General features: G+C 74.0%; 17 protein-coding genes and 1 pseudogene. 6 read left to right on the plus strand and 12 right to left on the minus strand.

Annotated elements, in window-relative coordinates; all coding sequences use genetic code 11:
• Nucleotides 1-153: 153 nt before the first annotated feature.
• A complete protein-coding gene (locus H7H31_RS32560; RefSeq protein ID WP_232110202.1) occupies nt 154-1,296 on the minus strand; it encodes an aminoglycoside phosphotransferase family protein in 1,143 nt (380 codons plus the stop codon).
• 262 nt (nt 1,297-1,558) lie between these two features.
• Nucleotides 1,559-3,229: an NAD(P)/FAD-dependent oxidoreductase gene (locus H7H31_RS32565; protein ID WP_187061537.1), complete on the minus strand. Its 1,671-nt coding sequence runs from the start codon at nt 3,227-3,229 to the stop codon at nt 1,559-1,561.
• A gap of 302 nt (nt 3,230-3,531) precedes the next feature.
• Here H7H31_RS32565 and H7H31_RS32570 point away from each other — a divergent pair, with 302 nt between their 5' ends.
• Together H7H31_RS32570 and H7H31_RS32575 are read left to right on the plus strand one after the other, a co-directional pair.
• Entirely contained in the window at nt 3,532-6,036 is a 2,505-nt protein-coding gene (locus tag H7H31_RS32570) for an excinuclease ABC subunit UvrA (RefSeq protein ID WP_187061538.1), read from the plus strand.
• Between the two features lie 261 nt (nt 6,037-6,297).
• On the plus strand, nt 6,298-7,743 hold the full coding sequence (locus H7H31_RS32575) for a choice-of-anchor A family protein (RefSeq protein WP_187118193.1): 1,446 nt from the start codon (nt 6,298-6,300) through the stop codon (nt 7,741-7,743).
• Between the two features lie 126 nt (nt 7,744-7,869).
• Here the strand turns inward: H7H31_RS32575 and H7H31_RS32580 are convergent, their stop codons facing one another.
• Nucleotides 7,870-9,348: an amino acid permease gene (locus H7H31_RS32580; RefSeq protein ID WP_187059700.1), complete on the minus strand. Its 1,479-nt coding sequence runs from the start codon at nt 9,346-9,348 to the stop codon at nt 7,870-7,872.
• Between the two features lie 472 nt (nt 9,349-9,820).
• Nucleotides 9,821-10,501: a helix-turn-helix transcriptional regulator gene (locus tag H7H31_RS32585; RefSeq protein ID WP_187060717.1), complete on the minus strand. Its 681-nt coding sequence runs from the start codon at nt 10,499-10,501 to the stop codon at nt 9,821-9,823.
• A gap of 106 nt (nt 10,502-10,607) precedes the next feature.
• Here H7H31_RS32585 and H7H31_RS32590 point away from each other — a divergent pair, with 106 nt between their 5' ends.
• Nucleotides 10,608-13,847, plus strand: coding sequence for a cytochrome P450 (locus H7H31_RS32590; protein ID WP_187060718.1), 3,240 nt, complete (start codon nt 10,608-10,610; stop codon nt 13,845-13,847).
• A 25-nt stretch (nt 13,848-13,872) separates the two neighbouring features.
• On the opposite strand, the gene H7H31_RS32595 is transcribed toward H7H31_RS32590, so the two are convergent.
• Together H7H31_RS32595 and H7H31_RS32600 are read right to left on the minus strand one after the other, a co-directional pair.
• Entirely contained in the window at nt 13,873-14,073 is a 201-nt protein-coding gene (locus H7H31_RS32595; protein WP_187060719.1) for a hypothetical protein, read from the minus strand.
• Between the two features lie 302 nt (nt 14,074-14,375).
• Complete coding sequence (locus H7H31_RS32600; protein ID WP_187060720.1) at nt 14,376-14,912, minus strand: DUF2165 domain-containing protein; 537 nt, start codon at nt 14,910-14,912, stop codon at nt 14,376-14,378.
• A 217-nt stretch (nt 14,913-15,129) separates the two neighbouring features.
• Here H7H31_RS32600 and H7H31_RS32605 point away from each other — a divergent pair, with 217 nt between their 5' ends.
• Nucleotides 15,130-16,173, plus strand: coding sequence for a phosphatidylinositol-specific phospholipase C domain-containing protein (locus H7H31_RS32605; protein WP_187060721.1), 1,044 nt, complete (start codon nt 15,130-15,132; stop codon nt 16,171-16,173).
• 65 nt (nt 16,174-16,238) lie between these two features.
• Here the strand turns inward: H7H31_RS32605 and H7H31_RS32610 are convergent, their stop codons facing one another.
• Together H7H31_RS32610 and H7H31_RS32615 are read right to left on the minus strand one after the other, a co-directional pair.
• A complete protein-coding gene (locus H7H31_RS32610; protein ID WP_187060722.1) occupies nt 16,239-16,457 on the minus strand; it encodes a dodecin in 219 nt (72 codons plus the stop codon).
• Between the two features lie 182 nt (nt 16,458-16,639).
• The gene (locus H7H31_RS32615; RefSeq protein WP_187088360.1) at nt 16,640-17,101 is read right to left on the minus strand and encodes a universal stress protein; all 462 of its coding nucleotides are present in this window, start codon (nt 17,099-17,101) and stop codon (nt 16,640-16,642) included.
• A 366-nt stretch (nt 17,102-17,467) separates the two neighbouring features.
• Between H7H31_RS32615 and H7H31_RS32620 the strand changes: the two genes are divergently transcribed.
• Together H7H31_RS32620 and H7H31_RS32625 are read left to right on the plus strand one after the other, a co-directional pair.
• Complete coding sequence (locus H7H31_RS32620; protein WP_187061343.1) at nt 17,468-18,208, plus strand: DedA family protein; 741 nt, start codon at nt 17,468-17,470, stop codon at nt 18,206-18,208.
• Between the two features lie 210 nt (nt 18,209-18,418).
• Nucleotides 18,419-19,270 carry a metallophosphoesterase family protein gene (locus H7H31_RS32625; protein ID WP_187061344.1) on the plus strand — a complete coding sequence of 284 codons (852 nt, stop codon included), beginning with the start codon at nt 18,419-18,421 and terminating at the stop codon, nt 19,268-19,270.
• A 117-nt stretch (nt 19,271-19,387) separates the two neighbouring features.
• On the opposite strand, the gene egtD is transcribed toward H7H31_RS32625, so the two are convergent.
• The 4 genes and pseudogenes from egtD to egtA form a co-directional block, all read right to left on the minus strand.
• Nucleotides 19,388-20,356, minus strand: a complete 969-nt coding sequence (egtD, locus tag H7H31_RS32630) for an L-histidine N(alpha)-methyltransferase (protein WP_187061345.1) — start codon at nt 20,354-20,356, stop codon at nt 19,388-19,390.
• 206 nt (nt 20,357-20,562) lie between these two features.
• Nucleotides 20,563-21,417, minus strand: a pseudogene (gene egtC, locus H7H31_RS32635) (ergothioneine biosynthesis protein EgtC); the annotation flags it as partial.
• Nucleotides 21,418-21,457: 40 nt separating this feature from the next.
• Nucleotides 21,458-22,828, minus strand: coding sequence for an ergothioneine biosynthesis protein EgtB (egtB, locus tag H7H31_RS32640; RefSeq protein WP_187061347.1), 1,371 nt, complete (start codon nt 22,826-22,828; stop codon nt 21,458-21,460).
• Nucleotides 22,825-24,111, minus strand: coding sequence for an ergothioneine biosynthesis glutamate--cysteine ligase EgtA (gene egtA, locus H7H31_RS32645; protein WP_187061348.1), 1,287 nt, complete (start codon nt 24,109-24,111; stop codon nt 22,825-22,827). The genes egtB and egtA overlap by 4 nt, the downstream gene beginning before the upstream one ends.
• Between the last annotated feature and the right edge of the window lie 300 nt (nt 24,112-24,411).

The raw sequence follows: 24,411 nt of genomic DNA on the forward strand, positions 1-24,411 counted from the left end.
AGCCGGCGCCCTCCCCGTCACCGTGACGCGGAGGGCGCCGGCGCGTTCACGCCCGTACGCTCCCGGCGGTCCGCCCGCGCGAGGGCCGCACCGCCAGGAACCGTCCCACCAGGAACCGTCTCACCAGGGGTCCTCCCGTCACGGGGCCTCCCGTCACAGGCCCGCCAGTTCGGCCAGCGCCGCGGCCTGCGCCATCTCCTCCGCGCCGTCGGCGACCTCGCCCATCGCCGCGAACCACAGGGCGCTCTCCACCGTCCGCGCCACCGACCAGGCCAGCAGCCGCCGCGGGTCCTCACCCACCGCGTCCGCGACCAGGGCGTACCGATGGGCCAGCACCGGGGCCGGGTCGTCGCGCTCGAACGGCTCGTCCAACTGGGTGAGCAGCGGCCACGGGTCGTAGCCGGGGTCACCGACCATGGGCTTCGGGTCGATCGCCAGCCAGGGCCGGCGCTCGCTGGCCAGCACGTTGCCGGGGTTGAAGTCGCCGTGCACCACGACCTCGCGGGTCGCGGACCGTGGCAGCGTCCGCAGCAGGTCCACGCCGATGGCCACGAGCCCCGGGTCGTAGTCGGGCCGCAGCCGCGCCATGCGCTGCTCCACCAGCGTGGCCCACTCCCGGGTGACCGCCGCGAGCCGTTCGAGCCCGGCCGCGGGCGGCGGTGCGGACCACAGCCCGTTCAGCAGCTCCGCCGCGGCGGCGAGGCGGGCGTCGGGGGAGTGGCGGCCGTCCTCGCCCAGCTCGGTGCCCGGCACGCAGCGCTCCACCAGCAGCGCGTGCCGCCGCTCGTCGGCGGCCAGCAGGTGTACCGCGCCGTTGCCGCCCCAGGTGCGCAGCCCCGCCGCCTCGCCGGCCGCCTCGCGGTGCGGCCAGGTCAGCTTGAGCACGGCCGAGCCGCCGTCGGGCAGCGCGGCCGGCGCCACCCACGAGCAGCTTCCGCCGTGGATCGGCGGGCCGAGCCGCAGCGACCAGCGGTCCCGGAACTCCGCGATGAGCGCCGGCAGCTCCGCGAGCCAGGCCCGTCCGGACGCGGTCCTGGACATCTCGGTGACGACCGGCAGGTCGGCCGGTACCAGCGCGGACCCCGCGGCGTCGCCGGCACGGCCGCCCCGCGACCGGGCGACGGGGCCCGAAGCCGTGGACGGGGCCGTGGGTTCGGGGGCCGTGCCGGCGGGGGCGAGCGGGCAGGCGGGCCCGGCGGCCGGCGCCGTGACCGGCGGCACGGCCGGGCCGGCGACCGGGAGGATGGGGCCGAGGGAAGCGGAGGGTAAGGGAGGCGGTATCGACGCGGGCGACATGGGAGCAGGGTAAGCCGGCCCGGGGGAGGAGTTCGCGGGAGTTTTCGGCGGCGACAGCGTCGGCTTTCGACACGCGCACGAACCGCTCGTCGCCCCGCCCGCTGCCCACCCGGCCCGGCACACGGCTGTGCCTGCCGCGTACGGCCGCTCCCCGGTGACGTGCGTTTCGCCGCATCAGCGGAGTGCGTGCTCGCGCCTGCGAGGGCTCTCCCCAACGACGCCCATGCCACGGTGATCGGCATGCGGGCGGCGGAGCAGGTTGTCAGGGGTTGTGCTTGCGGTAGTGGTAGATCGACAGGGCGGCTGTTCCTCCGTCGCCTACCGCGGCGGCGATCCGGCGGGTGGCGCCACCGCGCACGTCGCCCGCGGCGAAGACACCGGGGAGGTTGGTGGCCAGGGGGGCCTGTTCCTTGCCGAGGGTGATGGTCGTGGTCTGCACGTAACCGCCAGCGTCGAGGTAGAGACCGAGTTTCTTGTCCCTCAGCCACTCGGTGTTGGGTTTGCCGCCGATGAGCACGAAGGCGGCATCGACGTTGATCGGAGTGCTGCTCGATGTGAGCGTCAGCTTTTCGAGGTAGGTTCCCCCCTCGTATTTCACGACTTCGGTGTTCTCCCGCATGTCGACCTTGTTCGCGGCCTTGTGTTTTTCCACCAGCTTTTTGATGTCCTTGAGCATGGGGGCGTTCGCGAAGGTGCCGCGGAGGATCAGGTAGATCTTCGTCGCGCCGCTGGTGGCGAAGATGTCGACCGCGCGCCCGGCGGTGTCGCCTCCTCCGATGACGGCCACGGTTTTTCCCTTGTAGTCGGGGCCGTCCGCGGGTAGTGCGTCGTAGTAAACGCCCTTGTACCGGAACTTCGCCTCGTTCTCTCCGCCTTGCTTCGGTGTCTGCATGCCGCAGGCGATGAGTACCGTCTTCGCCTTCACCGTTGTCGAAGTCCCGGCCTTATCCGAGTTCGCTGTCAGGGTGTACGGCTCGCCGTCGCCGGTGGGCTTGGCCAGCTTGGTGGCGGTATAGGTGTGCAGCCACGCCACCTTGTACTTCTCCGTGTGCTTCAGCCACTCCTGGGAGAGCTTGTCCGGCCGGATGCCGTCGGGGAAGCCGAGGTAGTTCTCGATCGTGTTGTTCGCGGTGGCGGCCGTGCCGCCGGGGGCGAAGTTCTCCACGATCACCGTTGACATGCCGTACAACGCGTGGGCGTTGACGGCCGCGCACATCGCCGCCGGGCCCCCACCGACGACCGCAAGATCATACGTCTTGCCGGGGACGTGAGCCGTGTAGTCGAGCAGCGCCTGTGCCAGATCGCTCAGCGTTGGTTTCACCAGCTTCGTGCCTTGTACGCCTTTCTTCGTGGGAACCACCTCGTACGCGGTGCCACCTTTGGGATAGACAGCGACGTGATTGAGAAGGAGGAACCGCTTCGCGCGAAAGACCACATCCGTCTTGGGGTCCCCGAACACTTCGGCCTTTGTCTCGCCGGGTGGGGTCGCGAGGTAGAGAACCTTTTCCGCTTGCTCCCAGAATGGGTCGTCCGAAGGCTCCTGCGGCGAGGTGGACGGAGACCGGGGAGCTACGACGACTTCCGCTGCCCCTTCCTCGTCGGCAAGGTCACGCAGTGCCCGCTCAGGCTCGTCGGCCAGCAGCAGACGCCCCTGTGCGACCCCTGCCAGGCTCTCGTCACGCAGCAGCTCCAGCCCCGAGAAGCCCCCGGGAAGTGCTTCTTCGGCGAACAGGACGACCGTTCTCCCCGAGACGTCGGCGAGGTCGCCCAGCGTCTCGCGGGCCTCCTGCGCGGTCGAGGCCCGTACGACGCGATAGCGGTGGTTGAAGTACTCGCCCAGTTGCGCGGCCAGTTTCTCGCCCCGTGGTAGGTCGGACAGCGCCAACACGATGACGTCGCGCTCATCGGTGGTCGTGAAGGGGTCCCTCGCCATGCCGCCACGTTCCCTTTGTCATGTCTTCCACGGTGTGCGCCTTCCCACCACCGATGCTCGGCCGCGGCCTGCGTCACGGCGAGCCAACCCGAGCCGTGTGAGTGACCGAGGCCCGTGCCGGCCTTCCTCTCCGCCGTGGTCACGACGGGCCGCACGGTCGTCGCCCGGATCGATCCGCGAGCGGTGCCTCGACCCCGTTGGCCGGGCGGTCTCCGGCCCCGCCCCGCCCGGCGCCCACGCCCGGCGCACCGGGTGGGGTGGCCCGGCGTGGCGACGGGCGGGGCGGGGCTGATCATGGAGGGATGACTGACTCGTTTGTGCGGGTGCGCGGCGCCCGCGAGCACAACCTCCGCGGCGTTGACGTGGACATTCCGCGTGATGCGCTGGTCGTCTTCACCGGCGTGTCCGGCTCCGGCAAGTCGTCGCTGGCCTTCGCGACCGTCTACGCCGAGGCCCAGCGCCGCTACTTCGAGTCCGTCGCCCCGTACGCCCGACGCCTGATCCACCAGGTCGGCGCGCCCAAGGTGGAGGAGATCAGCGGGCTGCCGCCCGCGGTCGCGCTGGAGCAGCGTCGCTCCGCGCCCACCACCCGCTCGTCCGTCGGCACCGTCACCACCCTGTCGAACTCGCTGCGCATGCTCTTCTCCCGCGCCGGCAGCTATCCGGAGGGCGTCGAGCGGCTGGACTCCGACGCGTTCTCGCCCAACACGGCCGCCGGCGCCTGCCCCGAGTGCCACGGCCTCGGCCGGGTGCACCGCGTCACCGAGGAGTCGCTGGTCCCCGACCCGGACCTGAGCATCCGCGAGGGCGCCATCGCCGCCTGGCCGGGGGCCTGGCAGGGCAAGAACCTCCGCGACATCCTGGCCGCGCTCGGCCACGACGTCGACCGACCGTGGCGCGAACTGCCGGCCGAGGATCGCGAGTGGATCCTGTTCACCGACGAGCAGCCGGTGGTGACCGTGCACCCGGTGCGCGACGCCGGCCGCATCCAACGCCCCTACCAGGGCACCTACATGAGCGCCAAGCGCTACGTGCTGCACACCTTCGCCGACTCCAAGAGCGAGACCCTGCGCCGCCGGGTGCGCCAGTTCCTGGTCAGCGCCGAGTGCCCGGCGTGCGGCGGGCGCCGGCTGCGGCCCGAGGCGCTGGCCGTCACCTTCGCGGGCCACGACATCGGCGAACTGGCCAGCCTCCCGCTCGACCGGTTGGCCCAGATCCTGCGACCGGCCACCGAGGCCGGTACGGCCGCCGGGCCCGGTGACGGCGCCGGCATCGCCGCCGAGGTCGCCGCGACTCTCGCCCGCGACCTGGTGGCCCGCATCGAGGTCCTCACCGAGCTGGGCCTCGGCTACCTCAGCACGGACCGCCCGACTCCCACCCTCTCCGCCGGCGAGCTACAACGGCTGCGCCTGGCCACCCAGTTGCGCTCGGGCCTGTTCGGCGTCGTCTACGTACTGGACGAGCCGTCCGCCGGCCTGCACCCGGCCGACAGCGCCGCCCTCCTCACCGTGCTCGACCGGTTGAAGGAGGCCGGGAACTCGCTGTTCGTGGTCGAGCACCACCTGGACGTGGTGCGCCGCGCCGACTGGGTGGTCGACGTCGGCCCACGGGCCGGCGAGCACGGCGGTCGCGTGCTCTACAGCGGCCCGGTCGCGGGCCTGGCGGACGTGCCCGAGTCCGTCACCCGCGACTACGTCTTCCCCACCGCGACACGGCCCGCCCCCCGCGCCCCGCGCCAGCCCGCGCGGTGGCTGACCCTGCGCGGGGTGCGCCGGCACAACCTGCGCGACCTCGACGTGGAACTGCCGCTCGGCGTGTTCACCGCCGTGACCGGGGTGTCGGGCTCCGGCAAGTCCACCCTGATCACCCAGGTGCTCGCGGAGGTGCTGACCGACCACCTGGGCGGCGCGGGCGACGCGGCCGACCCCGCCGCCGACGAGCCGGGCGCCGACGCCGACGACGCGCGGGACGCGGACGCGGCGACCTGGGCCCGGCCCGCGGCGGTCGAGGGCCTCGCGGCCGTCGACCGCCTGGTCCGCGTGGACCAGCGCCCCATCGGCCGTACGCCGCGCTCCAACCTGGCCACCTACACGGGCCTGTTCGACGCCGTGCGCAAGGTGTACGCAGCCACCGACGAGGCCCGCGCCCGTGGCTACCGCGCGGGCCGGTTCTCCTTCAACGTCGCCGGCGGGCGCTGCGAGACCTGCCAGGGCGAGGGGTTCGTCGCCGTGGAACTGCTCTTCCTGCCCGGCACGTACGCCCCCTGCGCCGACTGCCACGGGGCCCGCTACAACCCCGAGACCCTGGAGATCACCTATCGCGGGGCGAGCATCGCCGACGTCCTGGAGCTGACGGTCGACGCCGCGGCCGACTTCCTCGCGGACGTGCCCGCCGCCGTGCGCGGGCTGCCCGCGCTGCGCGAGGTCGGCCTCGGCTACCTGCGGCTCGGCCAGCCCGCGACGGAGCTGTCCGGCGGCGAGGCCCAACGCATCAAGCTGGCCACGGAGCTGCAACGCGCGCACCGGGGCCACACGGTCTACCTGCTCGACGAGCCCACCACCGGCCTGCACCCGGCCGACACGGCGTTGCTGCTGCGGCAGTTGCACGGCCTGGTGGACGCCGGCAACTCCGTCTTCGTGGTGGAGCACGACATGGCCGTCGCGGCCGGCGCCGACTGGGTCGTCGACCTCGGGCCCGGCGGCGGCGACCGCGGCGGACACGTCGTGGCCGCCGGCCCGCCGGCCACCGTCGCCGCCTCCCAGACCAGCGTGACGGCCCCCTACCTGGCGACGGCGCTGCGGAGCTGACCCCGCGCCGGGCCCCCGGCGCCCCCTCCGTACGGCGCTGGCGGCCCGTCAGCGTTCGATGGGCCAGCGCCCACGGCGCCGCCCGGCCGCCCAGCGCGGCGTGAACGCCCGTCACCAGGCGCGCGCCGACCGCTCCGTGCCCGCCTCATCCACGGCGACGGACGGATCGACCCTCCGTCACGCGGTGTCGGTATGAGAGGAAGGGAGATGAAGTGACCCAACAAAATGAGCCATGTGGCGCGTTATAGCATGATGTCCGTTATGAAGAGAAAACGAATAAGACCACTGGGCGCGGGAGCGACCGTGCTCACCGGTGTGGCCCTCGCGACGGTGCTGGGCCTCGGCTCCACCACGGCCTCGGCCGCGCCGCTGCCGGGCGGCCTCGGTCCCTGCGCGGGCCCGTCCTGCCCCGGCTCGGCGCAGGACCCGAACAACGGGCCGGTCGCCGGGTACGACGAGAACATCAACGTGTTCGTGGGCGGCGACTTCCGGGTCGGCGGCTCCGCCGCCGAGACCGAGGGGAAGATCGTCACCCTGGGCGACTTCTCGATGCACAAGACCGCCGGGTCCAGCGTCTACAACGTCGGCGTGGTCGGCGTCGGCTCGCGCGTCCCGCCGCCCAACGGCTCCGACTTCCTCACCGTCGGCGGTGACCTCACCGTCGCCGACGGGCAGCGGCTGCTCGCCGAGGAGGGCTCGATCTCCGGGAAGGTGACGTACGCCGGCGAGCGCAGCGGCAGGACCGAACCCGATGCCGTCCACGTCTCCGACGCGGCGGCCCCCTACGCGGGTCTGCGCGGCGCCCTGACCACGTCCAGCGGCTGCTACGCGCGCGTCGACGGCGCGGCCCGCCCGGCGACCGGCACCGCCGTCAACCAGGGCCACCAGACCCTCTTCCGCGGTGACGGCAGCTCCCGGCTCCAGGTCTTCAACGTCGACTTCGACCTCGTCTCCGCGAACGGCGGCGACCAGGGCATGGCCTTCGAGGGCATCCCCGACGGCGCCACCGTCCTGGTCAACATGGTCGGCGACAGCCGGACCATCAGCAGCTACGTCGGCCACGACGTCGGCCCCGAGGGCTTCCGCGAGCGACTGCTGTGGAACTTCCCCGACGCCTCGTCGATCACCATCAAGGGCAGCGCCCAGTTCCAGGGTGCCGTTCTGGTCGGCTCGCCGGGGAGCACCACGAAGGTCTCCGTACCGGGGATGAACGGGCGCTTCTACACGGCCGGTTCGCTGGACCACACCGCCTCCTCCGGCGCGGAGTTCCACGGCTACCCGTTCACCGGCGACCTGCCGTCCTGCGGCACCCCACCCACCCCGACGCCCACCCCGACCGGGCCGACGACGGAGCCGACCGGACCGACCGACCCGACCGGGCCGGGCGAGCCGGGCGAGCCGGGCCCGACGGAGACCGCGCCGACCACGGGGCCGACCGCCCCAACCGTCGAGCCGAGCGCGTCGGTCACCGGTCCGACCGGTCCGACCGGCGCTCCCGGCGGGACCGCCGATCCCACCGCGCCCGCCGGGGCCGGCGGCTCGTCCTCCGCCGGCGGGAGCGGCGGAGGCGACGGCACCGAGAGCGACGACGGGCAACTCGCGCTCACCGGCGCCCTCGGCAACCCCTGGGTGCTGGGCGCCGCGGTGTTCGCCATCGCCGCGGGCACGGCCTTGACGGTGCTGGTCCGCCGGCGGCGCCTGGGCTGAACCCGCCCCCGGGCCCGCCGAGCGGTGCCCGGGTGACGGACAGCGCGCGGGCGCCCGGCCGGAGTCCCACCTCCGGCCGGGCGCCCTGGTCGCGCGCGGTCGTACGGGTGAACGCCCGTCAGCCCGTCAGCCCTTCTCGCTCTTCCCGCCCGACCCGGTGGGGCCCTCCCCGGGCCCGGCCGGGGCGACCGCGGCCGACCTGGCCAGCTCCGAGTGCCGGTAGGAGTAGGCGAAGTAGACGATCAGACCGAGGCCGAACCAGGCCCCGAAGCGCACCCAGGTCTGCCACTGGAGGTAGGTGGTGAGCCAGATGGAGGCGCCCACGCCGATCAGCGGCACGATCGGCATGCCGGGGCAGCGGAAGGTGCGCGGCAGGTCGGCGCGCCGGTAGCGCAGCACGATCACCGCCACGCAGACGACGACGAACGCCAGCAGGATGCCGATGTTGGTCAGCTCGGCCGCCTCGCCGATCTCCACGAAGCCGGCGATCCCGGCCGAGGCGACGCCCACGATCCAGGTGACCCGGGTCGGCACGCGCCGCGTCGGGTGCGTCTTGGCGAACCACTTCGGCAGCAGGCCGTCCCGGCTCATGGAGAACCACACCCGCGTCACACCCAGCATGAAGGTGAACATCACGGTGAGGATGCCGATGATCGCGCCCACCGCGATGACGTCCGCGATGCCGCCGAGCCCCACGGACTTGAACGCCGTGGAGAAGCCGCTCTCAGCGTCCACCTCCGTGTAGTTCTGCATGCCCGTCAGGACCAGGCAGGCCAGCACGTACAGCACCATCGAGATGGCCAGCGAGTACAGGATCGCCTTCGGCATGTGGCGCTGCGAGTCCTTGGACTCCTCGGCCGCCGTGCTCATCGCGTCGTAGCCGAAGACCGCGAAGAAGACCGTGGCCGCCCCGGTGAAGGCCCCGCCGACGCCGTACGGGAAGAACGGCGAGTAGTTGCCGGTGTCGACGTGGAAGAAGCCCACGACGATCACGAGCAGCACCACCAGCACCTTCAGCGCCACCACGACCATCTCGAACCGGGCCGCGCTCTTGATGCCGAGGTTCAGCAGGTACGCCACGAACAGGCACAGGACCAGCGCGAACAGGTCCACCTTGTGACCGTCGCCGGTGCCCGGCGCGCCCAGCATCCAGTTCGGCAGGTCGGCCCCCATCTCTCCCACCAGGAAGGAGAAGTAACCGGAGATGCCGATGGCCACGACCGCCACGATGGCCGTGTACTCCAGCAGCAGGTCCCAGCCGATCAGCCACCCCACCAGCTCGCCGAGGACCGCGTAGCCGTAGGTGTAGGCCGAGCCCGCCTTCGGGATGAGCCCGGCGAACTCCGCGTACGAGAAGGCCGCCGCCGCGCTCGCCACCCCCGCGATCAGGAACGAGATCAACACGGCGGGCCCGGCCGTCCCGTTCGCGACGGTGCCCGCCAGGGTGAAGATCCCGGCCCCGATGATGCCGCCGACGCCGATCGCCGTCAGGTGCCACAGGCCGAGGCTCCGGCTGAGCTGCTCGCTCGCGGCGCCCTCGGCCTCCTCGATGGTCGCTATGGGCTTGCGTCGCAGTACGCCGTGCCCTGGTCGGAGTCTGGCCATGGTGTCCTCCCCGCCGACAGTTGACGGCGGATCATGATGGCCCAGCGCCGGGGAGGAAGATAGACACCGCTCCGTGGCAATTTCCGGTCTCCACCGGATGCCACGGCCCGCGCCGTCCGCACGCCACCACCCCGCGCCCCGGCCGCTGCCCCACCCCTCGCCGCGTACCGGATCGCGCCGCGCCGAGCCACCCACCCTCGCCCACCCGGCACCGGCCCGCCCACCGCCCGGAAAGCGGAACCGGCCCCGACCGGTCGCCAGGGGCCGCGACCCGGCCCCGCCGGGGGCCGCCGGCTGCCCGCCCTCCGGCGACGGATCGGCGTCCCCCGGCCACCCGCGCGTCACCGCACCCACCTCGGGCAGCCGTGCCGCCGCCATCGCCGGCCGACACCCGCCACCGGAACCCGCGCCGATCCCGCCCCGTCCCCGCCCCGGGACCACATCCGGGGACCGGTGCACGCGGGCGCCGGGCTCAGCGGCGCGTGGCGGGCGGCCAGACCCCGGGGGTCAGCACGCCCAGGACGTACGCCCGGGCCACCAGCGCCGTGCGGTTGGGCACCCGCCAGCGCCGGGAGAGCCGGGTGAGGTGGTAGTTGACGCCGTCGACCGTCAGGCCCAGGGCCTTGCCCATGGCCGCCGTCGTCGCCCCGGAGGCCGCCAGCGCCAACACCCGCTCCTCCACCGGGCTCACCTCGGCCCCCTCCGGCCGCGCGGGGCACTCGTCACCGACGCGCAACAGCACCAACAGCGCCGGCCGGTTGGGCGCGGCCTCACCCACCGGGTCGATGCTCAGCTCCCCCTCGCGCGCGGCCCCGTCCCCGCCCATCCGCCAGCACACCCGCACCAGGTAGCGGGACCGGTAGCCACGTCGCAGCGCCTCGCCCAGCCGCTCCAACTGCGCCCTGTCCCGCGGCCGGAACAGGTCGAGGAGGTTGCGCCCGTTGAGCCGGCCAGGGACTTCGCCCCACTGGTTGGCCATGGCCGGGTTGGCGATGAGTACCTCACCGTCGGACCGGCACACCGCGACCGGTAGCGGCAGCCGATCCAGCAGCGTCAGGAAGTAGTTGCCCCAGCCGCCCGTATGCTCCACCCCACCGCCCGTACCACCCGCGCCCCGCGCACCACCGGCACCACCCGCGCCGTCCTCGGCCATCGCCCCGCTCCACGCCTCGTTCGCAAGTGCGGCCCGTGAGAAACCACTGCACAATCATGCAGTGACCACGCGGTAGCCGGGCAACCGGGCTGGTGACGCTGGAGATATGACCGACACACACCTGCTCAGCACCGCAGGCCGCGCCGCGACGCCCAGCACCCAACCCCCGGCGCCAGCCGCGCCCCGACCCGCCGACACCATCCCGCTGGTGGACATCTCGGCGACCGGCCTCGGGCCGACGCCCCTGCAACAGGCCATGGAGCTGGCCCGCCACCACGGACCGATCTTCCGCCGCCGGCTGCACGGCCGCGACGTGCTGTTCGTCTCCTCCCTCGAGCTGGTCGCCGAGCTCGCCGACGAGGAGCGCTTCGCCAAGGGCATCTCACCCACCCTGCACAGCGTGCGCGAGTTCGCGGGAGACGGCCTGTTCACCGCGTACAACGACGAACCCAACTGGGCCAAGGCGCACGACATCCTCATGCCCGCCTTCGCGCACGGCTCGATGCGGACCTACCACGCGGCGATGCTCCGGGTCGCCCGCCGGGTCGTCGAACGCTGGGACCGGCACGCCGCCGCGGGCGCCCCGGTCGAGGTCGCCGACGACATGACCCGGATGACGCTGGACACGATCGGCCTGGTGGGCTTCGGCTTCGACTTCGACTCGTTCGCGCGCGAGACCCCGCACCCCTTCATCGACTCGATGGTGCGTTGCCTCCAGTGGAGCATGACCTCCGTCGGCCGCGCCCCGGGCGGCGACCACCGGGCCGTGGACGAGGCGTTTCGCGCGGACACGGACTACCTGGCCTCCGTCGTGGACGAGGTCATCGCCGCCCGCACCGCGTCCGCGTCCACGCGGCCGGCCGGCCAGCACGGCGCCGAGGACCTGCTCGGGCTCATGCTCACCGCCCGGCACCCGGCCGACCAGACCCCGCTCGACCCGGCCAACATCCGCAACCAGGTCATCACCTTCCTCATCGCCGGCCACGAGACCACCTCCGGCGCCCTGTCCTTCGCCCTGTACTACCTGCTCAAGGACCCGCTCGCGCTGCGCCTGGTCCAGCGCGAGGTGGACGAACTGTGGGGCGACGACCCCGACCCCGATCCGACCTTCGAGGACATCGGCCGGCTGCGCTTCACCCGACAGGTGCTGAACGAGGCGCTCCGGCTGTGGCCCACCGCGCCGGCCTTCACCCGCCAGCCCCGCGCGGACACCGTCGTCGGCGGCCGGTACCCACTCGCCGCCGACCAGCGCGTCACCGTCCTGATCCCGATGCTGCACCGCGACCCGGCCGCCTGGGGCGACAACGTCGAGCTGTTCGACCCCACGCGCTTCACGCCGGAGGCGGAGCAGGAGCGCTCACCGCACGCGTACAAGCCCTTCGGTACCGGGCAACGCGCGTGCATCGGGCGGCAGTTCGCGCTGCACGAGGCGACCATGCTGCTCGGCCTGCTCGCGCACCGCTACCGCCTGGTCGACCAGGCCGACTACCGGCTACGCGTCAAGGAGACGCTCACCCTGAAGCCGGACGGCCTGACCCTCACCCCCCGCCCGCGCACCGCCGCCGACCGGCGCGCGAACCGGTCCCTGTTCGGCCCCACCTCCGCCACCGGCCTCGCCGCACAGCCACCGGTCGAGACCACCCCCGAGCCCGGCGCCGGCCTGCCGCGCCGCGTGCGCCAGGGCACCGGCGCGCTGCTGCTGCACGGCAGCAACTACGGCACCTGCCGCGAGCTGGCCCACCACCTCGCCGACGAGGCCACGGCGCTCGGCTGCACCACCGAGGTCGCCGCGCTCGACGCGTACGCGGGCGAACTGCCCACCGACCGCCCCGTGGCCATCGTGGCGGCCTCGTACAACGGCAAGCCCACCGACGACGCGGCGCGTTTCGTCGGCTGGCTCACCGACGCCCCGGCCGGCGCCGCGCGGAGCGTGACGTACGCCGTGCTCGGCGTCGGCGACCGCAACTGGGCCGACACCTACCAGCACGTGCCCGCCCACGTCGACGACCGACTGGGCGCGCTCGGCGCCACCCGCCTGCTGCCCCGCGCCGAGGCCGACGCCTCCGGCGAACTCGCCGACGCCGTACGGGTGTTCACGAGTGGGCTGCGCGCCGTCCTGCTGGAGCGGTACGGGGACCCGGCGGCCACCGGCCAGGACGAACCCGCGGCGCGCCCCGGCTACACCGTCGCCGAGGTGCGCGGCGGCCCGCTGGACGCGCTGGTCGAACGCCACGGCCTGACCCCGATGACCGTCACCGAGGCCCACGACCTGACCGCGCCCGACCACCGCAAGCCCAAGCGCTTCCTGCGGCTCGACCTGCCCGCCGGTACGGGCTACCGCACCGGTGACCACCTCGCGCTGCTGCCCGCCAACGCGCCCGAGGCCGTGGACCGCGCGGCGCGCGCCCTCGGCGCCCGCCCCGACACCCTCCTCGACGTCCGCGCCACCCGCCCCGGCCGCACCAGCCTGCCCGTCGACCGTCCCATCACCGTCCGCGAACTCCTCACCCACCACCTGGAACTCGGCGCGCGAGCCACCCCGGACCAGCGCGCCACCCTCGCCGCGCACCATCCCTGTCCGCCCGAGCGCGCGGCGCTCACGGCCCTGCCCGCCGACGACCCGAGCACCGTCATCGACCTGGTGGAGGCCAACCCCGCGCTGCGCGGCGCGCTACCGTGGCCGGTCCTGCTCGACCTGCTGCCGCCGCTGCGCCCGCGCCACTACTCCATCTCCTCCGCGCCGGCCGAGCACCCGGGCAGCGCCGACCTGATGGTCTCCCGCCAGGCCGCCGGGGTCGGCTCCGGCTACGCCCACCGGCTGCGGCCGGGGGAGCGGGTGTGGGCGCGCGTCCAACCCTGCCGCGACGCCTTCCGGCTCGACCCGACCGACCCCACGCCGGTGATCATGGTCGCGGCGGGCACGGGCCTGGCTCCGTTCCGCGCGGCCATCGCCGACCGGGTGGCGGCCGGGCAGCGCACCCCCGCGCTGCTCTACCTCGGCTGTGACGCGCCCGATACGGACCTCCTGCACGCCGAGGAGTTGCGCGCGGCCGAGCGGGCCGGGGCGGTGGCCCTGCGCCCCGCCTTCAGCACCCGACCCGAGCTCCACGGCCGCTACGTCCAGCACCGCATCGCCGCGGAGGCGGAGGAGGTCTGGTCGCTGCTCGCGGCCGGGGCCCGGGTCCGGGTGTGTGGCGACGGCCGGGCGATGGCGCCGGGGGTGCGCGCCGCCTTCCGCGACGTCCACACCGCCCACGCGGGCGGCTCGGCCGCCGACGCCGAACGGTGGCTCGGCACCCTGATCGCCGAAGGGCGGTACGTGGAGGACGTCTACGCCGCCGGCTGAGCCCGCCCGGCCCGCCGGGGTCGGCTCAGTCGACCACGCTGGTCCGGCCGAAGATGGCCGCGTGCTCCAGCACGTCCTCCATCGGGTCGTCGATCTGCCCGGTGGAGATCAGCGCCACGACCGGCGCGTTGTGCGAGTCGGTGTGCGTCTCGTCGGCGTGCGCGACCCCGGCCGGCATCGCGGACACCAGCAGCGTCGCCCCCACGGCGGACAGCTTGAAGTTCATGTCGTCTCCTCGTCTTGACTGTTCATCGGACCATGCGTCGACCTGCGTATCCACTCGAACGGCCGCTAGGTCACGGCCGGACGCGCAACATCATCCGAACGATTGCGGTACCGACCGCGGACGAGGGCCGCTCGGGGCGCCCCGCCTTCGACGTCGAGCGGCGGTGCCACGCGGTGCGCGGCGAACGACAACGAGCCGCGCACCGCACCGGCGTGCGACGCCGTCGCGGTGCGCGCGGGGTGGGGCCGAACGGCGCGAGGCCCGCGCCCCCGCGCCGTCGGCTCAGCTCACGGCGGGACCGCTCAGCGCGGCGGACGGGCCTCATCGGCCAGCTCCCGCGGCCGGGTCGGCAGGTGTGTCACCAGCAGGGCCAGACCGGCCAACACCACCACGCGCAGCGCCGCGTCCAGACCGTTCCAGTCCGCCGACTGCCACATCGCGAACCACTCGCCGCCGATGGCCATGAAGCCCCCGCCGAACAGCAGCAGCACCATCACCAACCCGACCGTGCCCGCCCACCGGGCGCGCTCCGCCGCGCCGCGCCGCACGCCCACCGCCCACAGCGCCGTGGCCCACAGCAGCACGAGCGCCGTCACCACCTCCCAGCCGATGATCGCCACGTACGCGGCGTCCTGTATCGCCCGCGACTCGATCGCGCGGCCCATCAGGTCCTCGTCGCGGAAGGTGGTGTCCATCGCCAGCACGTGCCGGACGAACTCCCGGTTGGTGTCGAAGTCGACGATGTTTCCCACGGCGACCAGCGTCATGTACAGCGCGGTCACCCCGGTGAGCGCGGTCGCCGCGAGCGGCACCGGTCGGAGCCGGGTGGTGATGGCCATCGAATCCTCCCCTTGGTCTACCTCCTCAACTCCCGCCCCAGTGTGCGTCCGTGAGCTATCCCACGACACGCGGGCCCGCCTTCCCGGAGCCCCGCCGCCCGCTGTCCACCCACCACGGCGGGGACACACCCACCGTGGTGGCCGTGGGGCCCGTCCCGTACGCTGGCGCGCGGTTGCGACGGCAGGCGTGTCGGGCGGAGTCGACGAGGGTGGGGACATGAACAGGACGGCACTGCGGAGCACGGTCACCATCGCGGCGCTCGCGGCCCTGGTCGCCGGCGCGGCCCCGGCCGGAGCGGGCGAGCGCGCCGACGCGGACACCGCGTACTCGGCGACGACCTCGGTCGGCGTGCACAACGCGTACGAGAAGGACGCCTACCCCTACTTCGCGGACGCCCTCGACTCCGGAGCCGGACTGCTCGAACTCGACGTGTGGACCAACGCGTTCGGGCCCGGGTGGCGGGTGTCGCACAGCAACCCGCTCGGCAACGACAACAACTGCGCGGGCGCGGCCTCCCCGGCCGAGCTGCGCGGCGGCAAGCGGGACCAGAGCCTGCCGGGCTGTCTGGCCGACATGCGAGCCTGGCACGACGCGCACCCCGGCCACCGTCCGCTGCTCATCAAGGTCGAGCTGAAGGACGGGTTCAACGACAAGCGCGGCCGGGGGCCCGACGAACTCGACACGTTGCTGGGCGAGACCCTGGGCGACGCCCTGTTCCGGCCGGGCGACCTGGCCGCGGGCCACGCCACCCTGGACGAGGCGGTCCAAGCCCGGGGCTGGCCCGCGCGCGGCGCGCTGGCGGGCAGGTTCATCGTGGAGCTGATCCCCGGCACCGTCGAGGAGAACAACCCGCTGGACACGCTGTGGACCGACCGCGAGTACGCCACCCACCTGCGGGACCTGGCCGCCCGTGGCGAACTCGGCCGCGCCGCAGCCTTCCCCGCCGTGCACGGCGCGGCGGCGGGCGACCCGCGCGAGCGCTACCGCGACCCGGCCATCCGGCCGTGGTTCGTGCTCTTCGACGGCGACGCGACCGGCTACGCGGGCGATGCCATCGACACCGCGTGGTACGACCGGCGCCACTACCTGCTGATCATGACGGACGCCCACCGGGTGCCGCCCGCCATCGACGGCACCCGCCCCACCGAGGAGCAGGCCCGCACCCGGGTCGGCGAGTTGGCCGCGCGACACGCGAGCTTCGCCACCGCCGACTGGTACCCGCTGCCGAGCGTCCTGGCCACGGTCACCCCGCGCGGCTGACGGCACAGCACGGCCGGTGGCCAGCCACCGGCCGGCCCCGGTCCGTGTCGCGCGCGGTGGTTCGGCTACTCGCCCGGCTCCTCCAGGCGGAAGCCCACCTTGAGGCCGACCTGGTAGTGCTCCACCTTGCCGTCCTCGATCTGCCCGCGTACCTCCTTGACCTCGAACCAGTCGAGGTTGCGCACGGTCTGCGCGGCGCGGCTGATGCCGTTGCGGATCGCGGCGTCCAGGCCCTCGTGCGACGTGCCGACGATCTCGGTCACCCGGTAGGTGTGGTTGGACATGCTGATAACTCCCCGGTCACTGGGGTGCTGCTCGGTCTCCACCACCGTGCCCCACCCGCCCGCCCGGCGCGAGCCGGGACCCGCGCCCGGCACCATCCCGGCGCCGCGCGCGCCGGATCCCGTGGGACCGAGCCCGCTCCCCTCGCGGCCCGTGACCCGCCAGCCCCGGGTCGGCAACCCGGTCAGGGAACGACGGTCACCGGCCACCGCCCGGCCTTGACCAGCCGAATCGCCACCGAGCCCACGATCCGGTGCCCCGCCTGCTCCGAGGCGCCCACCACCACCGCGTCGGCCTTGAGCTGGTCGGCCACGGAGACCAGGCCGCTGTACGGGTCGCCGACGTGGGTGTGGAACTCCCAGCGCACCTCGAAGACGCCCCGCAGCCGCTCGGTGGCCTCCCGCATCTCCGCGACGAGTTCCTCCGCGACCTCGCCCGTGGTCTCGGCCACCGGCGCCCCGAAGGCGGCGCTCGCCGGCAGCACGGGCTGCACGTACACGACGGCGAGCAGCGCGTTCTGCCGCCTGGCCAGCCCCGCCGCGTACGCCACCGCGCGCCACGAGGACTGCGAGCCGTCGAGGCCGGTCACGATGACCTTCGGGCCGTCCGTACCGCGTTCGAATTCTCCGGGAGTCTTGTCCACCACGGGTGTGAGGTTAACGGTCGGTACGCCGCCCCCGATGGCCGGCCGGCGCGTGCGGCTCATCCGTGGGGCGCGGCCAGGCCCGCGACCACGCCCGAACACCACGCCACGCCCCTCACCCGGCACGCCCGCCGGCCTCGTACGCACCAGCCCGGGGCGCTCGGACTGGGCCGGGCGCGCGAGGGTGGGGAGGCGGCGCGTGAGCGCGGCGGGGGCTGCGGCCGGGCGCCCGGGGGCAGGAACAAGTGGGAGAGAGCGGCGGATGTCGCTCTCGTTCGCGATTTTGAGTTGCCTCAGCGCACCGACTCTTGTCAGCGTTGCCTTACGGGCGTGCCGCTGTCGTCGCGGCACCCGACGAGAGGTGGCCGCATGGACACCGCACCACTGGCCCACTCCCTGACACCCCTGGTGGGCCTCGTCGGCCCCGACGTCCCGTACGCCACCACGGTGGCCGCCTGGCCGGCCCTGGCCGGGGGCCTGGAGCAGGAGCTCACGCACGGCGCGGCCTGGGCCTACGCGCTGCTGGTCATCACCACCCTGCCGCCGCTGGTCCCCAACTCGGCCCTGCTGGTCACCAGCGGGGTGCTCGCCGCGCGCGGCAGCCTCGACATCGCGCTGGTGCTCTGTGTCGTCGCCGGCAGCGCCCTGCTGGGCGACGGGCTGCTGCACTGGTTCGGCGGCCGGTTCAGGGACCGGGTCAGCCACTGGGCCGCCCGCACGCCCCGGCGCAAGGCGCTCCTCGGATGGTCGGCCAGCCAGATACAGCGACACGGGGTGCCGTTCGTCATCGCCGTGCGCTTCCTGCCCAGCGGCCGGCTGGTCGGCGCGCTCGGCGCCGGCGCCGTCGGCTACCCGCTGTACCGCTACCTGATCGGCGCCGGAATCGCCGAGTCCATCTGGGCGCTCTACTCGGTCGGCCTCGGCTACCTGGGCAGCGCGGCGGCCCACGGCGAACTCCAGGCCATCGCCATCGGCTGCGGCATCTCCCTCCTGGTGGCCCTCGGCAGCGCCCTCATCCAGCTCCGGGCCCGCCACGGGGCCGGCCCCGGCGGCCCGTCCGGGCCCGACGACGGCCCCGGTGAACAGGGCTCACCTCCGCGCCGACCGTGACCCTTCTCGCTCGCCGGTAACTCCCGCACTATGCGATCCTCTTGGGGAACGGCCTGCTGAACGGCCCCGCTAGAGCACGGTGTGGCGAGAACGGGAGAAACGAATGCGCGGCACGTCCGTCGAAGACGGCGTACACATACAGCACGCGGCCGAGGTCACCGGCCGGCCCTACCCCAGGGTGCGGGCCGCCGCGACCGTGGTGTCGCCCCGATGACGGGCGGCGCGCACCGGGGCGACCTCCTCGCCATCAGCGACCTGCACGTCAGCTACGAGGACAACCGCGCCATCAGCGAGAAACTGCGCCCCGGCTCGGACGATGACTGGCTCATCGTCGCGGGCGACATCGGCGAGGTGTTCGGCGACATCGAGCGCACCCTGCGACAGCTCAGCGAGCGGTTCGCCAAGGTCATCTGGGTGCCGGGCAACCACGAGCTGTGGACCCACCCCAAGGACCCGGTGGAACTGCGCGGCGTCGCCCGCTACGACGCGCTGGTCCAGATGTGCCGCTCGCTGGGCGTCGCCACCCCCGAGGACCCGTTCCTGGTCTGGGAGGGCGCCGCGGGCCCGCTGACCATCGCCCCGGTCTTCACGCTGTACGACTACACCTTCCGGGCCAACCCCCGGCACACCCAGGAAGAGGCGCTGGCCGCCGCCTACGAGAGCGGCGTGGTCTGCACCGACGAACACTTCCTGCACCCGGACCCGTACCCGACCAAGGAGGACTGGTCCCGGGCACGAGTGGCCGAGACCGAGCGGCGGTTGGCCGAGATCGACCCGGCCGCTCCGCCGGTGCTCATCAACCACTGGCCGCTCACCCGGCTGCCCACCGAGGTCCTGTACTACCCGGACTTCGCCCTGTGGTGCGGCACCCAGCTCACCGCCGACTGGCACCGGCGCTTCAACGCCGCCGCCGTCATCTACGGGCACCTGCACATCCCGCGCGTGACCACCGAGGACGGCGTGCGGTTCGAGGAGGTCTCGCTCGGCTACCCGCGCGAGTGGCGCCGGCGCGGCCTGCCCGACAACCTGCTGCGCCCGGTGCTGCCCCGGGTCGCGCACTGAGCGGGAGCTGACCGACCGGAAGCCGAGCGAGGACGCGCCCGCCGCCGGCGGGCGCGCGGCACTGGCCGCCGGGTGAGAGCCCGGCGGCCAGCGCGCTCGCGGGAGACCGTCAGCCGGTCACGGCGCCACCGGCGTGGCGAGCGACAGCGCGAACCGCTCCGCGTCGTCCGTCCACCAGTGCCGCAGGCCGAGCCCCGCCGTGGACAACTCCGCGGCGACCCCGGCGCGGCGGAACTTCGCGGAGACCTCCGTCCGCAACTCCTCGCCGGCCGCGAAGGACACGGCCAGGTCGAGCGCGGGAATCTTCACGGTCAGCGCCGACGTGGCCCGCAAGCGCATCTCGATCCACTCGCGCTCCCGGTCCCAGTGCGCGACGTGCGTGAAGTCGGCGGGATCGAAGTCGGCCCCCAGCTCGCGGTTGAGCACCGACAGCACGTTCTTGTTGAACTCGGCGGTCACGCCCGCCGCGTCGTCGTACGCCGCCAGCAGCGTCTCCTCCTCCTTGACCAGGTCGGTGCCGAGCAGCAGCGCGTCGCCGGGCGCCAGCAGCGCGCGAACGGCGGCGAGGAACCCGGCCCGCTCGGCGGGCAGCAGATTGCCGATCGTGCCCCCGAGGAAGACCACCAGCCGTGGCCCCGGCGTCGTCGGCAGGGCCAGGACCTGCTGGAAGTCGGCGACCAGAGCGTGCACGGTCAGCCCGGGCCGCTCGGCCAGCAGGGCGTTTCCGGCCAGCTCCAGGGCGCTGCCGCTCACGTCCACGGGAACGTACGCCGCGAGGTCGGGCATCGCGTCGAGGAGCAGCCGGGTCTTCTCGGACGAGCCGGAGCCCAGCTCCACCAGCGTGCGGGCGCCGGTGGCGGCGGCGATCGCGGGAGCCCGCGCGGCCAGGATCTCCCGCTCGGCGCGGGTGGGGTAGTACTCGGGCAGTTGGGTGATCTCCTCGAACAGCTCGCTGCCGCGCGCGTCGTAGAACCACTTCGGCGGCAGCCACTTGGACGCGGCGGTCAGCCCGGCGGAGACGTCGGCGCGCAGTGCCGCGGCCGTCGCGTCGTCGGGCAGCGTGCGGGTGAGGGCGAACGGGCTCACGGTGACGACTCCTCGTGCTGCGGCGACAGGTGCTGGGGCTTGGCGGCGTGCGGCGGGTGACCGGTGCCGGGCGCGACCGGCTGGGGCCGGCCGGCCCCGCGGGCCGTGGGTCGCGCCGACGGCGGGGGAGCGGACGGCGACCGGTGGGGCGCGCCGGGCCCCGGCCCGGGCGGAGCCCCCGACGCGGTGGCGCGCGCACCACCGTCCGGGCCCGGGGGGCCGCCGGGGGCCGCCCGGTGCTCGATCGGGGTGAGCCGGACGCCGGACCGGCTGGCCGTCACCAGGGTCCGGTCGGGCACCTCGACCCAGCGCGGATCGTCGTCGTACGGCTCCGACGCCACGACCACCGCACCGCCCGACGCCAGCCCGCGAAGGTCCGGCGCCCGCTGGCCGGAACGCTCCCCGGCCGGGCTGGCGGTACCGGCGCCGGCCGGCGCCGGCCCGGTGCGGTACCACAGCGAATCGCCCCAGGTGGTGGCGGCGATGGTGGCCCCGTCGGTCAACAACAGGTTCAACCGCGAACCGGGTGCCGCCGCGTCCAGCGCCACGACCGTCTCGGCCAGTGACTGGCCGAGCGGCGTGCCCGCGCGCAGCCGGCGCAGCGCCAGCGCCCACACGAACGCCGCGTCGTTGCGCGCCTCCATGTCGAGCAGCGCCTCCGGCTCCAGCGTGCCCACCAGCGGGGCCACCGACCCGGGCCAGCCCCGTACGGACCCGTTGTGGCTGAACAGCCACGGCCCGCCGCCGAACGGCGCGGCGGCGGCCTCCCCGTCCGCCCCCGGTTCGGTCGCATCCCGCACGGCGCCCAGCAGCGCCGTGGTACGCACCACCCGAGCCAGGTCCGCGAACGACGGGTCCGCCCAGATCGGCCCGGACCTGCGGTAGCGGGCGGGCACCGGATCCCCGGCCGCGTACCAGCCGACGCCGAAGCCGTCCGCGTTGACCGTCCCGTGCCGCTGCCGGCGCGGCTCCCACGACTGCCGCACCAGGGAGTGCGCCGGCTGGGTGAGGAGCGTGCCGATCGACACCTCGTCCCCGAGGTAGGCCAGATGACGACACATCAGCGCCCCACCTCCCCGCCCCGGCTCTCCCGGGCCCCCGTCACCGCTGCTCCGGCCGCGCGTCGCGGGCGGTGCGGAAGCCGGCGAAGATCTGCCGCCGCACGGGCAGGTCCCAGTTGCGGAACGTGCCCCGGCAGGCCACCGCGTCCACGGCGAACGAGCCACCGCGCAGCACCTTGTGCGCGTCCCCGAAGAACACCTCCGAGTACTCCCGGTACGGGAACGCCACGAAGCCGGGGTAGGGCAGGAAGTCGCTGGCCGTCCACTCCCACACGTCCCCGATGAGCTGTCGCACACCCAGCGCGGAGGCGCCCAGCGGATAACCGCCGACCGGCGCCGGGGACAGGTGCCGCTGGCCGAGGTTGGCGTGCTCGGGCGTGGGGTCCGCGTCCCCCCACGGATAGCGGCGGGAGCGGCCGGTGGCCGGGTCGAAACGGGCCGCCATCTCCCACTCGGCCTCGGTGGGCAGCCGCCGCCCGGCCCAGCGTGCGTAGGCGTCCGCCTCGTACCAACTCACGTGCACCACCGGCTCGTCCACCGGCACCGGCTCGACGACGCCGAACCGGCGCCGCAGCCAGGTGGCGCCGTCACGGCGCCAGAACAGCGGCGCGGTCAACCCGTGCTCGCGCACCAGCTCCCAGCCGCGCGGGTGCCACCAGCGGGCCTCGTCGTACCCGCCGTCCTCGATGAACCGCAGATACGCCCCGTTGCTCACCGGAACCGTGTCGATGCGGAAGGCGGCCAGTTCCCTGCGGTGCGCCGGACGCTCGTTGTCCAGCGCCCAGGGCTCGGCCGAGGTGCCCATGGTGAACTCGCCGCCGGGCACCAGCACGTCGGCGGGCAGGGCGGCGGCGTCGACCGGCGCGCGCGGCGGCTCGGGAGCCGTGAGCGCGGCGGAACCACGCCGCAGCTGGTGGGTGATGAGCATCGTCTCGTCGTGCTGCTGCTCGTGCTGGGCGATCATCCCGAACGCGAACGCGGCGTCGACCAGCGGCCCGCCGTGCAGCGGCGCGCGCTCCAGCACGTCCAGCACCCGGCCGCGCACGTCGGCGGCGTAGCCACGGGCCTCGGTCGGCGAGAGCAGCGGCAGCGTGGGGCGCTCGGAGCGCGGGTGCTCGAACGCGTCATAGACCGAGTCGATCTCCGGCCGCAGCGCCTCCCGCCCGGCCACGGTGCGCAGCAGCCACTGTTCCTCCTGGTTGCCGATGTGGGCCAGGTCCCACACCAGCGGCGACATCAGCGGCGAGTGCTGGGCGGTCAGCTCCTCGTCCGCCACGCAACTGGTCAGCAGCGCGGTGCGCGCACGCGCGGCGGTCAGCGCGCCCAGGGCGCGCGCCCTGAGCAGCTCCGGGTCGTACGCGGGCTCGGCGGACGCGGCGAACGTCCCGGACCCCGGTTGGATGCGGGTCATGAGCGGCCTTCCTTCCCGGAGAGGGAGTCGAGCAGATCGTCGGCGGGACATCGACCCCGGGCGACGTAGCGGGCGCGGAACTCGGCGACGGCGGCACACACCTCGGGCGTCGCGCCGATCCGGGGCAGCGCCTCCTCGGCCGCGGCGAAGCAGGCCACAGCGGCGGCGTGCAGCTCCGGATCGGTCAGCCCCCGCTGGGCGGCCCGCTCCCACAGCGGGTTGCGGGGCGCGGGAGCCACGCCGGCCGTGTCGCCGAGCGGCTTGACCGCGCGGTAGGCGGCCTCGGCCGCGGCCGGATCGTCGAACAGGGCCGCCGTCACGGCCAACGGCACCATCCAGCCGTCCGCGCCGGGCTGCGCGTCGATCATGCGCAGCTCCAGGTGACCGCGCGGGCGGACCGGCGGGAACAGCGTCGAGATGTGGTACGTGACGTCCTCCAGGCTCGGCGGCCGGGGCCGACCGTCCCGGACCCAGTCGCGCAGCCGCAACTCGTCCACCGGCACCTCCCACGGGCCCGTCCCGCCGTCCGTGCCCCGGATGCACATCACCGGGGCCTGGAGCACGTAGGCCGTCCAGGCGGCGCGCGGCTCCGCGTCCGTGGCGGGCGCCTGGGTACGCCCCGGGTCCATCGCAGCCCACGCGGCCTGCCGGGTGGAGCGCCAGCCGGTGGGCCGGCCCTGGTCGAGGGGGGAGTTCGCGAAGGCGGCCACCAGCACCGCGCCGAGCAGGTGCGCGAGCCGCCACCGCCGCCCGTACCCGAGCGGCCCCGGCTCCTCGTGGCCCGCGTCCAGGCAGACCTGCACGGAGGCCGACCGGCACATCATGGTGCGGCCCGCCGGGCCCCAGCGATCGAGATAGCTCTCCATCGCGTGGTAGCGGGGCAGGTTCAGCAGGCGGCGGGGCGGACGCCACGGGTCGTGGCCGTGGCCCGCTATGCCGAGCCCCATCGGGGCGAGGAAGGCTCTGACCGCGCTCAGGTCCTCCGCCATCTCCTGGACGCAGGAGGTGAGCGAGGAGGCCGGGCGGGAGCTGAGTTCGAGTTGGCCGCCGGGCTCGAAGGTGAGAGCCGATCTCAGCGGCAGGGTCCGCAGCCCCTCGGTCACGGCCGTCAGCCGGGCCGGGTGCAGCGGTTGTGCGGGGTCGTGCAGGTCGTGCAGTACCCATTCGAGTTCGACGCCCAGTCGAGTGGGTGGTCCGGTCTTGAAACAGATGCCGTGGACGAGTGCTTCGACCTCGTCCTCGGTGACCGTCTGCGCTCTCGACGGTCGTAGTTGTTCGGGCATGTCAGGGCCTCCCGTCCGCCGGACCCGCGAGTCCGGCTCGGTGTGAGGGCTTGTCGCCCCCACACCACCTAAAGCCACGCGACGAACGCGCTCAAGGGGGCGTTCGACACTTCCCAACCCGCCGTGTGAGCACCACAGCTCATCGTACGGTTGTGGCCGCCAAACCTCTCGTGACGTCCGCTGTCCTCCACCCCGTCTACCCCCATCCGCACCCGTTCACCGCGGTGCGGGGTGTTTGCGCGAGCCCGGACTCCGGGGTCTCGCGCGGTCCGCGGACGAGCCCCGGCCCTCGTACGCCGA

Origin of the sequence: Streptomyces buecherae (assembly GCF_014295035.1) — a bacterium.
GTDB lineage: Bacteria > Actinomycetota > Actinomycetes > Streptomycetales > Streptomycetaceae > Streptomyces > Streptomyces youssoufiensis.

Bases quoted from the DNA above. Each gene is read 5' to 3' on its own strand.
- H7H31_RS32580 (WP_187059700.1), bottom strand. From the start codon at position 9,348: ATGGCCAGACTCCGACCAGGGCACGGCGTACTGCGACGCAAGCCCATA.
- H7H31_RS32600 (WP_187060720.1), bottom strand. From the start codon at position 14,912: ATGGCCATCACCACCCGGCTCCGACCGGTGCCGCTCGCGGCGACCGCG.
- H7H31_RS32595 (WP_187060719.1), bottom strand. From the start codon at position 14,073: ATGAACTTCAAGCTGTCCGCCGTGGGGGCGACGCTGCTGGTGTCCGCG.
- H7H31_RS32560 (WP_232110202.1), bottom strand. From the start codon at position 1,296: ATGTCGCCCGCGTCGATACCGCCTCCCTTACCCTCCGCTTCCCTCGGC.
- H7H31_RS32575 (WP_187118193.1), top strand. From the start codon at position 6,298: ATGAAGAGAAAACGAATAAGACCACTGGGCGCGGGAGCGACCGTGCTC.
- H7H31_RS32590 (WP_187060718.1), top strand. From the start codon at position 10,608: ATGACCGACACACACCTGCTCAGCACCGCAGGCCGCGCCGCGACGCCC.
- egtB (WP_187061347.1), bottom strand. From the start codon at position 22,828: ATGACCCGCATCCAACCGGGGTCCGGGACGTTCGCCGCGTCCGCCGAG.
- H7H31_RS32625 (WP_187061344.1), top strand. From the start codon at position 18,419: ATGACGGGCGGCGCGCACCGGGGCGACCTCCTCGCCATCAGCGACCTG.
- H7H31_RS32585 (WP_187060717.1), bottom strand. From the start codon at position 10,501: ATGGCCGAGGACGGCGCGGGTGGTGCCGGTGGTGCGCGGGGCGCGGGT.
- H7H31_RS32565 (WP_187061537.1), bottom strand. From the start codon at position 3,229: ATGGCGAGGGACCCCTTCACGACCACCGATGAGCGCGACGTCATCGTG.
- H7H31_RS32605 (WP_187060721.1), top strand. From the start codon at position 15,130: ATGAACAGGACGGCACTGCGGAGCACGGTCACCATCGCGGCGCTCGCG.
- egtA (WP_187061348.1), bottom strand. From the start codon at position 24,111: ATGCCCGAACAACTACGACCGTCGAGAGCGCAGACGGTCACCGAGGAC.
- H7H31_RS32620 (WP_187061343.1), top strand. From the start codon at position 17,468: ATGGACACCGCACCACTGGCCCACTCCCTGACACCCCTGGTGGGCCTC.
- H7H31_RS32570 (WP_187061538.1), top strand. From the start codon at position 3,532: ATGACTGACTCGTTTGTGCGGGTGCGCGGCGCCCGCGAGCACAACCTC.
- H7H31_RS32610 (WP_187060722.1), bottom strand. From the start codon at position 16,457: ATGTCCAACCACACCTACCGGGTGACCGAGATCGTCGGCACGTCGCAC.